We start from the raw sequence: 13,859 nt of genomic DNA on the forward strand, positions 1-13,859 counted from the left end.
GGCCGGGCCGTGAACGCCCCGGCACCGGGCGTCGTACCCCCTGCCGGCAGCCGCGGACCCGCCGGGTCCGCACCACCGAGCAGGGAGGCACCCCATGCGCACGACCACCCGCACCACCCGGGCGCGACTGGCCACGACGACCGCCGTCCTCGCCGGCGCCGGCCTCGTCGCCGTCGGCGCTCTGCCGGCGTCCGCCGCCTCGGCGAGCGAGCCCGACTCCTTCACCAGCGCCTTCACCGTGCAGATGACGCCCGACACGGTCGTCGACAGCGAGGGCCGGGCCACGGGCGGCGACCCGGACGGCAGCGGCACGATGGACCTGCGCGTCAACAGCGACGAGGGCGTCGTCTGCTACGACATCACGACGCGCGGCGTCGAGCCGCCCTACGAGAGCCCCGCCGTGACGGCGACGCACGTCCACGAGGCGCCGGCCGGCCAGCCCGGCCCGCCGCGCCTCGCCTTCCCGAACCCCGAGGGCGACGGCGACGTCCGCACGAGCTCGGGCTGCCTCTCGGTGCCCATGGAGACCGGCATCACGGGCGACGACGGCCAGGACACCGGCGCCGGCTTCTCCCTCACCGAGCTCGAGGCCGACCCGGCCGCCTTCTTCGGCGACACGCACACGTCCACCTACGTGCCGGGCGCCGTGCGCGGCCAGCTCGTGCAGGTGCCGGTCGGTGGCGCGGACACGGGCGCCGGTGGCGTGGCGGAGGGCTCGACGACGGCGGTCGTCGCCGCGGGCGCCGGGCTCGCGGCGGTCGGCGCCGCGGGCGTCGTCCTGCTGCGTCGTCGCTCGCAGGTCGCCGAGGAGGCCCGCGCCGACGGCTGACGTCGGGGACGAGGTCCTCCTGAGCGGTCGCGTCGGGCGGCCACGTCGGGACCCGGAGCGTGACGGAGCGGGCGCTCGGCGGCCTCGGGAGGTGACGCAGCGGCACCGATCCGGTCTCGTCCGGCGATCGACTCCCACGCCGACGCCTCTCGCCCTACTCTGCGTGACACCTGTGCTGGGTGCGCGGGATGGCTGCTCGCCGAGCCACCCGCCGGGGGGCGGGGGGAGCGGTGGGCGTGGTCGACGAGCTGGAGCCGGACGACGTCTGGTCCGAGGTGCGCGTCCTCGGGCCCCTGCGGGCCTGGTCGTGGCGCGGGAGGGGCGAGGTGCTGGGCGAGCGGGCCTGGGGGACCGCCAAGAACGCCGACCTCCTGCGCCTCGTCGCGCTGGCCGAGGGCCGGTCGGTCCCGGACGAGGTCCTGCTCGAGGAGCTGTGGCCGGGGGCCGACGAGAGCCGCGCGCGGGCCAGCCTGCGCACGGCGACCTCCTCGCTGCGCAAGCTGCTGGGGCCCGACGTCCTCGTGCGCACACCGACCGGGATGGCGCTCACGACCGCCTGGGTCGACGCCTCCTCCTTCCGCGTCCTCGCCGCCGAGGTGTCACGGCACCTGCGGGCGGGGCGACCCGTCGACGCCGTCGTCGCGGCGCGCGAGGCGCTCGCCCTGTACCTCGGTGACCTCGTGCCCTCCTCGGGGTCGCCCGCCCTCGCCGAGGCGGCCCGCGCGCTCGCCGACCAGCGCAGGGAGTGCCTGGAGGACGCGGCGGAGGCGGCCGTCCAGGCCGGCTGGGTGCGCGACGCCGTCCAGCTGGCGCGCCAGGCGCGCGACCTGGACCCCCTCTCCGAGCGCGCGTCGCGCTCGCTCATGCTCGGCTGGTGGGGGCTCGGGGAGGCGGCCCTGGCCCTCCGGGAGTACGAGCGGTGCCGCCGGGCGCTGGACGACGAGCTGGGCGCCGTCCCCTCGCCGCAGACCCGCGCCGTCCACCAGCAGGTGCTCGGGGCGCCGCCGTCCCGCGTCCCCGGCACGGCGCTCGTGGGCCGCGCCGACGCCGTCGCCTGGCTGCGGGCCGTGCTCGAGGGCCGCCGCGGCGCGGCGACGACCGGCGCGACGGTGCGCGCGGTCCTCGCCGGCGTCGAGGGCAGCGGGCGCCGGGCCGTGGTCCGCGCGGCGTGCGCCGCCGACGGGATCTCCGTGGTCGAGGTCGAGGACGGGGCCGCCGCGGCCCGCGCCACCGCGGCGGGGCGGGAGGACGTCGTGCTGTGGGAGCCGCGGAGCGGGCGCGACCGCCCGGTGCTCGAGCGGCTCCTCGTGGGCGGAGGGGCCGACGACGCCGCCGACGGGGCCGGCCGGCCGCCGCGGGGACAGCCCCCTCCCGACCACGCCCAGCCCCTCCCCGAGGGGGAGCCCGCCGCCGCCCGGTCCCCGTCGCGCCCGCGGGCGGCGCTCGTCCTCCTGGCCCCGGCGCCCGGTGGCGAGCCGGACGGCGGCGCCGACGCGGTGGCGGGACGGGAGCTCTGGCGGGGGCTGGCCTTCGGGGCGGACGTGCAGGCCCTCGACCTCGCGCCCCTCCTCGAGGACGAGGTCGCCCGGCTCGTCGCCGACCTGGTGGGGGCGGAGGCCGGCCCCGCCCTCGTCGAGGAGCTCGTGCGCCGCACGGGCGGCGCGCCGGGGCGCGTCGTCGCGCAGGTGCGGCAGCTCACGGCGTCCGGGCGCCTCGTGCTCACGCGCTCGGGCCTCGCCCTCGCGCCCGCCTCGTCCGCGGAGGACGACGACGCCCGCCGCACCGCGGCGGCCGCTCTGGCCGTCCTCGACGGCGACCCGCTCGAGGCGCTGCTGCTCGCCGCCGTCCTCGACCGGACGGTGACGCCGGAGCTGCTCGCCCCCCTCCTGGGCGGGACCGACGACCAGCGCTCGCCGCGGACGGCGGTCGACCGGGCGGCCGCGGCCCTCGGGCACCTCGTCGAGCGCAACCTCCTGGAGCCCACGCCCGCGGGGGTGGCCTGGCGCCACCCGCTGCTGCGCGACGCGGTCTACGCCTGGGTGCGCCCGACGGCGCGGGCGCGCCTGCACCGACGTGTGGCCGGCCAGGCGGCCGTCTCGGGCACCGAGCGCGTGCGGCACTGGCTCGGGGCCGGCGAGCCGCGCCTGGCGTGCTCCGCCGCGCTCGTCGCCGCCCAGGACAGCGCGGCGTCCGGCGACCTGCCCGCGGCCCTGCGCCACCTGCTCGCGGTGCGCACCCTCGTCAGCCCCCTCGAGGAGCAGGGCCGCGACGCCGCGGAGCTGCTCGAGCTCATGGGCGACGTCTGCACCGGCCTGCGCCACCTCGAGCAGGCCCAGGAGGCCTACGGCAGCGCCCTCGCGGTCGCCCGACGCCACCTGCTGCCCTCGGTGGACCGGCTGCGGCGCAAGGCGCACGGGGCCGGCGACCCGCTCGCCCTGGGCAGCGGCAACGTGGGCGCCGCGGAGGCGCCCCTCACGGTCCTGGCCGGGCTCGACGGCCTCCGGACGGGGGCTCCCCTCGACCTCGTCGACGTCGTCGACGACGCCGTGGACCGGGCGCGGCGCGCGCAGGACGGCCGGGGGCTCGCCCGAGCCCTCCTGCTGCGCGCCGGGGCGGTCGACCTGCCCCGTCGCCGGTTCCGGGCCCTGCACGAGGACGTCGAGGCGGCCCTCGCCGCCGGGGCCTCGCCGCACGACCAGCTGCGCGCCGGGCTCCTGCGGTGCACCGGCCAGGTGCTCCTGGGCGGGGGCCACCGGGTGGCGGGCGACCTCGCGTCGGTCGCCCGGGCCGTCGCGGAGGCCGGGGACCCGGCGCTGAGGGCGCGGACCACGGCGCTGCGGGCCCTCGCCGCCCACGACGTGGACGCGCCCGAGGCCGACGACCTCCTCGACCGCGTCGAGGAGACGGCGACGACGGGCGCCCTCGGGGAGCTCTCGGTGGAGGCGGCGGCCACGGCCGTCCGCGTCCTCGTGGAGCGAGGCGAGCTGTCCCGCGCGGAGGTCCTGAGCCGGTACCTGCGCTCGCCGTCGGCCCCGCCGCGCCCCCCGCTGCTCGAGCAGCTCGCCGCCGTCGCGGAGGCGGGTCTCGCCGAGGCGACGGGCGACCACCGTCGCGCCGTCGACGGCCTGCTGTCCGTCGTCGAGGAGGGCCGGGCCACGGGGTGCCTGCTCCTCGTGCCCGAGGCCGCCACCCGCCTCGCCGTCCTCGTCGCGCCCGAGGACCTCGACGAGGCGCTGCGGCACTTCGACCTCGCGGACGCGCTCGCCGGTCCGGTGTGGAGCGAGCGCGAGAGCTTCTGGCGCCTCATGGCCCGCGGAGCGGTCCGCGCGGTGCGCGGCGACGTCGACGGCGCGGCGAGGGTGCACCGCCAGGCGGCCCACCTGGCGAGCGCGAACGGGCTCCACGTCCTCGCGGCGCGGGCCCGTGCGGTCACCGCCTGGGGCGTCCCCGGGGGGGCCGCTGCGGGACGGCGTCCGCCCGCCGGGGGTGACGCGGGCGGGCCCCGCTGGTGACGCCCCGGGGCCCGGGGCGCGGCGCGGTGGGCCCCGTCGGCGCCGGGTCGGCGGCATCCCGCACGGGGCGGGACCCGGGACCCTGGCGGGAGCGGTCGTGCCGGGCGACCCTGCAGGCGCCGGGCGCGGGGCCCCCGCCCCGGGCGAGCCCGGCGTGAGAGGGGGCGACGTGGCGCTGACGACACGCGGCCGACGGACCCGAGGGACGTCGGACGGCTCCGCACCGGCGGTCCCGGACGGCGTCCCCGCGCTGCGCGCCGCCCACCTCACCAAGCGCTTCGGCCGCACGACCGCCGTGGCGGACCTGTCGCTGGAGGTCCGCCCGGGTGAGGTGCTGGGCTTCCTGGGGCCCAACGGCGCCGGCAAGTCGACGACGACCCGGATGCTGCTGGGCCTGCTGCGCCCGACGTCCGGGACGGCCGAGGTCTTCGGCGTCCCCGCGGCCGACGTCGAGCGGGCGCACCGGCACCTGGCGTCGGTGCCCGCCGACGTGGCGCTGTGGCCGCAGCTGACGGGCCAGGAGTGCCTCGACCTCCTGGCCGCGGTGGGCCCCGGCACCGACGTCGCCCGCCGGGACGCGCTGGTCGAGCGCTTCGCCCTCGACCCGTCCCGCCGCGCCGGCACGTACTCGACCGGCAACCGGCAGAAGGTGGCGCTCGTGGCGGCCTTCGCGACGCGGGCGCCGCTGCTCGTCCTCGACGAGCCCACCAGCGGCCTCGACCCGCTGATGGAGGGGGAGTTCCGCCGCTGCATCGCCGAGGCCGCGGAGCAGGGGCGGACGGTGCTGCTGAGCTCGCACCTGCTCGCCGAGGTCGAGGCGGTGTGCTCGCGGGTCGCCATCCTGCGCGCCGGCCGCCTCGTCGAGGTCGCCGGGCTCGAGGACATGCGCCGGCTGCGGCGCACGGAGGTCGTCGTCGACCTGGCGTCCCCGGCGCCCGGGCTCGACCGGCTCGCCGACCTCCCGGGGGTGAGCAGGCTGCGGCGCCCCGGCCCGCTGCGGGTCGAGATGTCGCTGAGCGGTCCGCCGGGGCCGGTGCTGCGGGCGCTCGCGGACGCGGACGTGGCCCGCCTGGGGGTCCGCGAGCTGTCGCTCGAGGAGATGTTCTTCGACTACTACGGGGAGGACCGGCGATGACGGCCGTCGGCGACCGCCCGCGGTCGGCGGCGTCGGGGCGGCCCGGGGAGTCGTCGTCCGGTCGGGTCCCTCGGCCCGGACGGGCGGTGACGGCGCTCCTCGCGCGGCAGGCCCGGCGCGGCGCCCTCGTCGTCGCGGCCGTCAGCGCGGGCGCCTGCGCCCTCGTGGTCGTCCAGTACGACAGCCTGGGGCTCGCCGGCTCCGCGGGCGCCCTCGACGTGCTGGCCGAGGACCCGGCCGTGCGGACGCTCTTCGGCCCGCCGGTCGCCCTGGACGACCCCGGCGGGTTCACCGTCTGGCGCGTGGGCTCCTTCCTCCAGGTGCTCGTGGCGCTCTGGGCCGCCCTGGTGGCGACCCGGCTGACGCGCGGCGAGGAGGAGGCGGGCCGCTGGGACCTCCTGCGCGGCGGCCTCCTGCGCGCGCCGTCCCTCGTGGTCCGCGTCCTCGCGGTCGTCGCCGCGGGCGGGGCCGGCGCGGGCGCGGTGACGGCGGCGGCCCTCGTGGCGGCGGGCGCCTCGCCCGGGGGGTCGCTGCTCTTCGGCGCGGTCCTCGCCGGCACCGGGGCGGTCGGCGCGGCGGTCGGGGCGCTGGCGGCCCAGGTCGTGGGCGAGCGGCGCTCGGCGTCCGGGCTCGCCGTCGGCGCCCTGCTCGGCGGGGTGCTCCTGCGGATGGTCGCCGACGGCGTGGAGGCCCTCTCGTCGCTCGCGTGGGCGACCCCCTTCGGCCTGCTGCACCGCGCCGCCCCCTTCGACGCCACCGCCTCCGACGCCGGGCGGACGGCCGCGCTGCTCGTGCTGGCCGCGCTGGCGGCGGCGCCGGGGGTGGCGGCCGTCCGGCTCTCCGGGCGCCGCGACCTCGGCGGCGCGCTCGTGGCCGGGCGCTCCCACCGGTCCCCGCGCTCGCGGCTGCTCCGCAGCCTCCCGGGCGTCCTCGTCCACCGGACCCGGCGGCCGCTGCTCGTCTGGGGCGTCGGTCTCGGCGCCTACTGCGTCGTCGTGGGGTCGACCACCCGGTCGGCGACGGGCCTGCTGCAGGACCAGCCCGTCCTCGCCCGGGCGGCGGCCGAGGCGGGCTTCCCCGGCCTGGGGACGGTCGAGGGCTTCGTGGCGGCCCTGTGCTCGGTCCTCGTCGTGCCGCTGGGCGCGTTCGCGGCGGCCAGGGTGGCCGCCACGGCGGCCGACGAGGCCGCGGGCCGCCTGGCGCTGGTGCACGCGCTGCCCCTCTCGCGGACCCGCTGGGCGGCGACCGAGGCCGTCGTCGTGGCCGTCGCGACGGCCCTCCTCGCGGTGGTCGCCGGCCTGGCCCTCTGGCTCGGCGCCCTCCTCGCCGGCGCGGGCCTGCCCCTGGGCGCCGCCGTGGCCGGGACGACGAGCGTCCTCCCCGTGGCCCTGGTGTGCCTGGGCGCGGCCCTCGCGGCGCTGGGGTGGGCGCCGTCGGCCGTGGTGGCGGTCGGCGTGCTGCCCGCCGCCGGCGGCTTCCTCCTGCTGGCCCTGGCCGACTCCCTCGGCTGGCCCGCCGCCGTCCGCGGGCTCGCGCCGTCGGCGCACCTCGCGGCGGTGCCCGTCGAGCCGTGGGACGCCGTCGGGGCGGCCGGGCTGGTGGCCGTGGCCCTCGTCCTCGCGGTCGCCGGCGGTCGGCGCTACGGGCACCGGGACCTCCGGGGCTGAGACCCGCTGAGCGTCTGGGCCGGGCTCCTCAGGCCGGGTCGACCCGCTCCGCCGCGGCGTCCGCGCCGACCGACCAGGCCCCGGTCCGCGGCCAGACGACCCGCCCGACCACGGCACCGGCGTCCACCGGCCCGAAGTCGCGGCTGTCGACGGAGGCGCCGCGCTCGTCCCCCAGCACGTAGACGCTCCCCTCGGGCACGAGGAGCGGGCCGAGCAGGACGCCGTCCATGGCCTCGTGGTCCACCTGCGGCTCGTCGACGGCGCGCCCGTCGACGTGCAGCACGGCCTCGGAGATCGAGACCTCCTGGCCGCCGACGGCCACGACGCGCTTGACGACGTCCTCCCCGCCCGGGGCCCGCAGCACCACGACGTCGCCGGGGTCGACGCCGGCGAGCCGCGGCGCGAGCTTGTCGAGCAGGACGAGCCCGCCGCCGCGCAGCGACGGCGCCATGCTCGCGCCCTCGACGTGCCGGACCTCGACGACGAACGCCCGCAGGGCGAGCACCGCCGCGGCCACCAGGAGGACCGCGACGAGCGCCCGCCCCGCCCGGGCGGTGCGGCTCACCCGACCGGCTCGCCGTCGTCGTAGACGCCGTCGTCGACGCGCGGGGGCGCGCTCGTCAGCGGGTCGTTGAGCTCGGGGTCCCCCACCGAGAACTGGTGCATCATGTCGTGGTCCTCGTGGGCGAGGTTGTGGCAGTGCACCATGTAGCGCCCGCCCGTCCCGGCGGTGGTCTCGCCGGCGGGGCGGGTCGAGAAGCGCATGAGCAGCTGCACGGTCTCGGCCTCCCCGACGTAGACGACGTCCTTGGGTCCCTGCTCATGGGCGAAGGGCGCCTTCCCGTTGCGGCTGAGCACCCGGAAGTCGACGAGGTGGACGTGCAGCGGGTGGAACCACCCGCCGCCGGTGCGGTTCTCGACCTCCCACAGGCCGACCTCGCCGATCTCCGCGGCGGTGAGGACCCTGCGGTAGTCGCTGTCCTGCACCTCCTCCCAGCTGCGGCCGTTGATCTCGAAGAGGTTCGTCGTGTCGTCGCGCTCGAGCCTCATCCGCAGCTTGTTGGTCGCGTCCTCGGGCCGCAGCAGCATGGGCTCGCTGGGGACGAGGAGGTCGGGCATCGCCGCGAGGGTCCGGCTGCCGGGGCTGTCCGGGGGCAGGTCGCCGTCGGCGACCACGGTGAAGCGCATGACCTTGCCCGTGTGGTCGTAGTCGACGTTGTTCTTGTTGCTGAGGTTGACGAGGTCGATCGACGTCCCCGGCGCGTACCTCGAGAAGTCGACGAGCACCTCGTACCGCTCCGCGCCGGCGTGCCGGTAGGAGGTGACGGGCTGGGCCTTCGGGACGAGGCCGCCGTCGGTCGCGACGACGACGAGGGGCGCGCCGTTGCTGAGCTTGAACCGGTAGGAGCGGCTGATGGAGCTCACGAGGACGCGGAAGCGGTAGATCCTCCGCCTGACCTTCATCACCGGCCACGGCCTGCCGTTGACGAGGACGACGTCGCCCCACAGGCCCGAGTGGCCGTTGTCGTCCCACGCGAGGCGGCCGTCGGCGGCGAACATCGCGTCGGCGACGACGAGCGGCACGTCGTAGTCGCCCTGGGGGAGCAGGGCCTGCTCCGCCGGGTCGGTCATCTGGTACTGCGCGTACAGCCCCCAGTAGGCGTTGTTCGACGTCGTGTGCACCTGGTGGTCGTGGTACCAGAGCGTCCGCGCGGGCTGCCAGTTGGGGTACCAGTAGTCCTTGTAGGAGCCGGGCGGGGTGACGTCGTCGGCGTACCCGTCGTACTGGGGCAGCGACGCCGAGCCGTGCAGGTGGGTCGAGGTCGCGAAGGGGTGGCCGAAGCCGGGGTGGACGGCGGGCAGCTGGTTGCGCACGCGCAGCTTGGCCCGCACGCCCTGGGGCACGCGGATCGTGGGGCCGGGGACCGTGCCGTCGTAGCCGGCGACCGGTGTCGACAGGCCCGGCAGGATCGAGGCGCTCGCCACCCGCTCGGTCACCGTGTAGAGGCGGTAGGGCCCCTCGGCGTCCTCGTGGACGGTGTGGGGCAGCACCGGGGGGCGCGTGAAGGCGGCCGTGTACGGCTTCGGGAAGTTGCGGGGGGCCAGCGTGCTGGCGCTCTTCGCCTCCACCGGGCGGCGGAGGGGGACGGCGAGGCCGGCGGCGCCGAGCGCACCGAGGGCTCCGAGGCCGAGGACCTCGCGGCGGGTGGTCTCCATGGCGTTCTCCTGCGCTGCTCTGCGGTCGGTCGGTGGTGCGGGGGCGCCCGGGGGCGTCGGTCCGCCGCGCCCCGCCCGGGCCTCGGGCGGGGCGCGGCGGGGTCGTCAGCTCGTGACGGTGACGGGGGCGATGGCCTGGCCCCCCAGCGCGGAGACGGCGGTGAGGGTCGTGGCCGCCGGGGCGGTCCGCGGGTCCGGGCCGCCGCCGCGGTAGGTGAAGGCGCCGGTGGCGTCCACGGTGGCGACGCCCACGACGCGGCCCCGCGCCGAGGTCGGCGACGGCTGCCCCGTCGCGTCGGTCGCGCTGCCGAGGACCAGCGCGACCCGCTGGCCGGCGAGGACGCTCGACGTGCCGCTGATGCGCCACTCGCCGCGGGTCCGGTACCGGGCCGTGATGCCGGTCAGCGCGTCCGTCGTCGTCGTCACCCGCGCCGTCGCCGTGCTCGTCGCGCCGTCGGCGCCCGTGGCCGTCAGCTCGAAGAGCAGCGGGGTGGTGCTCTGCGCCACGTAGCCCGGGTTCGGCCCGGGGGCCGCCGGCAGCGGCAGGAGCGGGACGGTGAAGCTCGGCTGCGCCGTCGTGGCCCCCGAGAGGGTCGCCGTCGTCGCGGGGGACAGCGGCTCGAGCGGGGAGGGCGGCACCTGCTGCCACGCGTAGGCCACCGCCCCGGTGGACGCGGTGCCGTCGAGCACCACGCGGGCGCCGCGCCGGGCGCTCTGGTCCGGGCCGACCGCCGCGACCACCGGGGCGGCCGCCGCGTCGACCGTGACGCTCACCGGCAGCGGGACGCTGCGGCGCCCGCCGTCGCCCACGGCGACGACCTCGACGTCGTAGGTCCCGGCGACCTCGGGGGTGAAGGTGGGGGCCACGACGTCGTCGAGCTCCAGCACCGCGCCCTCGGGGGTGCTGAGCGTCGTCCACTCGAAGGCCGTGGCGTCGAGGGAGCCGCTCGCGTCCAGCGTGACGGGCCGGCCGACCACGGGCAGCGAGGGCGTGACCGTGACGACGGCGAGCGGCGGGTCGGCCTCGGAGGCGGGCCCGCCCGCGACGAGGGGCACGGTGGCGCTGCCGCCCTCGCTCGAGGTCACGGTGACGACCGGCGGCGGCGCGTCGACCTCGGCCAGCTCCAGGCGCCCGTCCACGAGCTGCCCCAGACCGGTCGCGGTGAGGACGGCGGTCGGGTCGCTGGAGGAGGCCTCCACGACGAGCCTCTCCCCGTCGTGGGACGCCGTGCCCACGGCGACGACGTCCTGGAGCCGCAGGGTCTCGCTCGCCACGGGCACGTCGCCGGTGTTCTGCACCTGCAGCGTGGTGGCATCCGCCCCGCCGGTGACCGCCGTCCCGGCCGGCACGGCGAAGCGGGCGAAGTAGCGCCCCGCGGTGGTCGTCGCCCCGCCGACGACCGTCTCGACGAGGTCCTCGGCCATGGGCAGGCGGCGCTGGCCGAGCCCCGGCGCCCGGACGGAGATCGCCTCGCCGGTCTCGGACGTGGCGAAGACGTCGACGAGCGTGCGCCCGTCCGGCAGGCGCCGGTAGGTGGCCACCTGGCCGTCCACGCCGCTGTTGCGCGCGAGCCGGCCCTGGACGGTGAAGAGGTCGGTCTGCCCGAGGACCTCCCAGGAGCCGTCCGCCGCCCGGTGCTCGACGCGGAGGACGTTCGTGCCGTAGGGGCTGCCGGTGACGGCGTGCTCGACCGTCGGGTCGCCGACGTAGCCGGCGGGAGGCTCTCCCGGGCCACCTGGGGTCGGGTCGTTCGGCACGAAGGTGTCCCACGTGAGGAAGGGGCCGACCCGGCCCTGCAGCGCCTGGCCGAAGGCCCCGGGCGTCGTCCCGACGTCCTCGGTCATGTTGATCCCGCCGTCCCCGGCCGCCACCGAGAACTCGTCGACGCCGTACGGGTGCGTGATGCGGTACTCGCCGGGAGCGGCGTCCTTGGCGCGGATGCGGATGCGGCCGAAGACCATCTGGTCGCCGTCGACGACCTCCTCGTTGGCCCACGCGCCCTCGAGGTCCATCCCGATGGACACCTCACCGGCCGCGCCGGCCACGACGGCAGCGCCGGCCAGCTGGTAGAAGTGCTCGCCGGGGAAGTTGTCCGGGAAGGACGTCGGGGAGTCCGGGTCCGGCACCTCGTCGGGGAGCGGGCCGCACAGCTGGTCGTCGTTCTGCCAGCAGCCCTCGAGGCGGACGCCGCGGCTGTCGCGGTACCAGGTGGGGAAGCCGTTGTCGGCCGAGGGGCCCACCTGCACGAGGCTGCCCTGCCGGGGCGTCGGCGGCGTGACGACGGCTGCGTCTGCCGCGACGACGGCGCCGGCCACCAGGGCCGTCGTCGCGCCGGCCGCCACGGCGGCCCGGGTGCTGCGTGCTCTCATCCTGCGCTCCTGTCGTCGAGACCCCCGGGCCCCCCGGGAGGTCGTCGCTGCTGGGGCTGCGGCCCGGCCCGACCTCGTCGTCGGCCCCGCCGCGTCTGCTGCGCGCCCGGGACGAGCGTGGTCCGGGGGCGTCAAGCGGACGTCAAGGCGGTGCTCAGCCCGCTGTCAGGTCAGGCCGGACGCAGCCGACGCTGCCGCGGCGTGGGTCGCCGGCGCAGGGGGCGGCTCCGTGCGGGCGAGCCCCGCGGCCAGGCCCGCGGTCACCGCCACCACAATCAGCTCGACGGCGGCCAGGCGCAGGAGCGCCCGGGGTCGTCCCGCCGCCAGGGCGGGCAGGCTCCGGCGCCGGTGGGCGGCCCCGAGGCCCACGAGGAGCGCCAGCGCCAGGGCCTTGGCCATGACGACGAGGCCGTAGCCCGAGCCCTGCAGGTCGCCCCAGGACGGCAGCCGGGTCGTCGCGGCGAGCACCCCGGAGGCGGTGACGGCGGCGCAGCAGACGAGCGCCAGGGCGCTGTAGCGCGGCAGGGCGGCGGCCAGCGCTCCGGTCCGCCGTCGCAGGTGCAGCAGGAGGGCCGCGAGGCCGCCGACCCACGCGGCGGCGGCTCCGACGTGGAGGAGCAGCGCCGTCAGCGCGAGCGCGCGCCCCTCGCCGTGCCCGGCGTGGCCGGCGACGACGGGAGGCACCAGCGCCGCGACGGCCAGGACGAGCGCCAGCGCCTGCGCCGCGGTGCTGGCGCCCCGGCGCGCGGCGACGGCGACGAGCGCGGCGAGCCACGCCGAGGCCAGCAGCGCCCGGCACTGCTGGAGGTCCAGGGCGAGCGGCAGGACGTCGGGGGCCAGCGCCTCGTGCAGCGGCAGGCCGGCGACGTCGGCGAGGAGGAGCGCCGCCGAGGCCAGGGACGCGGCGCACCACGCGAGCGCCCACCGGGAGGCCCCGACGACGACGCGGCGCCGGTCCTCGGGCGTCGCGCCGCCCGGGACGCCCGTCCGCGACGGCAGCAGCAGCACCGCGAGGACGAGCGAGCCCACCGCGCCCAGCGCGGCGACGTCGCTCGCCGCCCGCGCGAGCGGGGCGCCCCACCGCACCGCGGCGCCGGGGTCGGCGAGGGCCCGCGGGGCGGCGCTGCCCCCGAGCGCCGCGGCGACGGCGACGCCCGCGGCGACCGCGAGGGCGGCGAGCACCCCGCCGACGACGAGCGCGGTGCGCCTGCCCGCGACGCGTCCCTCGACGACGTCGGGCGCGACGGCGGTGCCCCGCTCGTCGGGGCGGCGGGCAGTCCGGCGCGGTGCGCCCGCGGTGCGCGCGGTGGTGTCCAGCACGGTCGACCGCCTCCTGGCGCGGCGCACCCCCGGCGCCGTCGACGCCACGGTCGGCGGTGCCCGTCAAGGCGCCGTCAACAGCGCTCGTGGTCACCCGCCGCCGGGTCCGGCAGCCGGGGCGGGCGACGCCGCGGTCGACGTCGGGTGCCCGCCGCCGGCCCCGGTCCCGCCCCCGTGCGGCGCCGTCCGGCCGTCCTCGGCGGGCAGCTCGAGCGGCAGGGGCGCGCCGCCGTCGTAGGCCAGGTCGCCGGCGGCGGCGCCCTCGGGCACCTCGAAGACGAGCACCCCGGACACCTGGGCTCCGGGGGGCAGGTCGTCCGACGGCAGCACCGCGCGGTGGGCCGCCACGGGCTCGACGCCGTCCGCGGCGAGGGCGAAGCCGTCCGCGCCCAGCGGCAGCGCCTCGCCCTCGGGCGCGCGGACGGTCAGCTCGACGGACACGCGCCGCAGCCCCTCGGGCACCGGGTCGGGGTCGGTGCCCATGCCGGGCATCGCGCCCATGGGCGCGGCGGCGGCGATGACGGCGTCGACGCGCGCGACGCCGTCGCCGACCGGCAGCTCGTCGGCGGCGAGGGAGGCGGCGCGGCGCGGCGGGCCCGCGACCAGCGACCACGCGGCACCCGCGAGGACGGCGACGGCCAGGACGAGCGCCATGGCGCGGGCGAGCAGCCGCACCGGACGCGGGACCGGGGCCGGCGCCCCCTCCTGCACCGGCGGCCCGGCACGCCGCGCCTCGCCGGGCCGCCACGCCGAGCGCGGCTCCGACGCGGCGCGAGGTCTCGGTGGGTGCGGCCTCGACGGGCGGGAGC

The 13,859-nt window shown here is 79.0% G+C and carries 9 protein-coding genes; 4 read left to right on the top strand and 5 right to left on the bottom strand.

Features of this window, described 5'->3' with window-relative positions; translation table 11 throughout:
* The first annotated feature begins 94 nt into the window (after positions 1–94).
* The 4 genes from WDV85_RS04940 (at position 95) to WDV85_RS04955 (ending at position 7,143) form a co-directional block, all read left to right on the top strand.
* Positions 95–829: a CHRD domain-containing protein gene (locus WDV85_RS04940; RefSeq protein WP_339569569.1), complete on the top strand. Its 735-nt coding sequence runs from the start codon at positions 95–97 to the stop codon at positions 827–829.
* 236 nt (positions 830–1,065) lie between these two features.
* On the top strand, positions 1,066–4,341 hold the full coding sequence (locus tag WDV85_RS04945; protein ID WP_339569570.1) for a BTAD domain-containing putative transcriptional regulator: 3,276 nt from the start codon (positions 1,066–1,068) through the stop codon (positions 4,339–4,341).
* A gap of 295 nt (positions 4,342–4,636) precedes the next feature.
* Positions 4,637–5,476 carry an ABC transporter ATP-binding protein gene (locus WDV85_RS04950; RefSeq protein ID WP_445263226.1) on the top strand — a complete coding sequence of 280 codons (840 nt, stop codon included), beginning with the start codon at positions 4,637–4,639 and terminating at the stop codon, positions 5,474–5,476.
* An 86-nt stretch (positions 5,477–5,562) separates the two neighbouring features.
* A complete protein-coding gene (locus WDV85_RS04955) occupies positions 5,563–7,143 on the top strand; it encodes a hypothetical protein (RefSeq protein ID WP_339569572.1) in 1,581 nt (526 codons plus the stop codon).
* Between the two features lie 28 nt (positions 7,144–7,171).
* Here WDV85_RS04955 and lepB read toward each other — a convergent pair whose 3' ends face one another.
* The 5 genes from lepB to WDV85_RS04980 form a co-directional block, all read right to left on the bottom strand.
* Complete coding sequence (gene lepB, locus WDV85_RS04960; protein WP_339569573.1) at positions 7,172–7,708, bottom strand: signal peptidase I; 537 nt, start codon at positions 7,706–7,708, stop codon at positions 7,172–7,174.
* Positions 7,705–9,360 carry a multicopper oxidase family protein gene (locus tag WDV85_RS04965; RefSeq protein WP_339569574.1) on the bottom strand — a complete coding sequence of 552 codons (1,656 nt, stop codon included), beginning with the start codon at positions 9,358–9,360 and terminating at the stop codon, positions 7,705–7,707. Before WDV85_RS04965 ends, lepB begins: the two co-directional genes overlap by 4 nt.
* A gap of 105 nt (positions 9,361–9,465) precedes the next feature.
* On the bottom strand, positions 9,466–11,730 hold the full coding sequence (locus WDV85_RS04970; protein WP_339569575.1) for a hypothetical protein: 2,265 nt from the start codon (positions 11,728–11,730) through the stop codon (positions 9,466–9,468).
* A gap of 165 nt (positions 11,731–11,895) precedes the next feature.
* Complete coding sequence (locus WDV85_RS04975) at positions 11,896–13,050, bottom strand: CopD family protein (protein ID WP_339569576.1); 1,155 nt, start codon at positions 13,048–13,050, stop codon at positions 11,896–11,898.
* A gap of 90 nt (positions 13,051–13,140) precedes the next feature.
* A complete protein-coding gene (locus WDV85_RS04980) occupies positions 13,141–13,725 on the bottom strand; it encodes a hypothetical protein (RefSeq protein ID WP_339569577.1) in 585 nt (194 codons plus the stop codon).
* Between the last annotated feature and the right edge of the window lie 134 nt (positions 13,726–13,859).

Origin of the sequence: Pseudokineococcus sp. 5B2Z-1 (assembly GCF_037482305.1) — a bacterium.
Taxonomy (GTDB): Bacteria; Actinomycetota; Actinomycetes; order Actinomycetales; family Quadrisphaeraceae; genus Pseudokineococcus.

Coding starts and splice junctions, on each gene's coding strand:
- WDV85_RS04940 (WP_339569569.1), top strand. CDS start 95: ATGCGCACGACCACCCGCACCACCCGGGCGCGACTGGCCACGACGACC.
- WDV85_RS04970 (WP_339569575.1), bottom strand. CDS start 11,730: ATGAGAGCACGCAGCACCCGGGCCGCCGTGGCGGCCGGCGCGACGACG.
- WDV85_RS04965 (WP_339569574.1), bottom strand. CDS start 9,360: ATGGAGACCACCCGCCGCGAGGTCCTCGGCCTCGGAGCCCTCGGTGCG.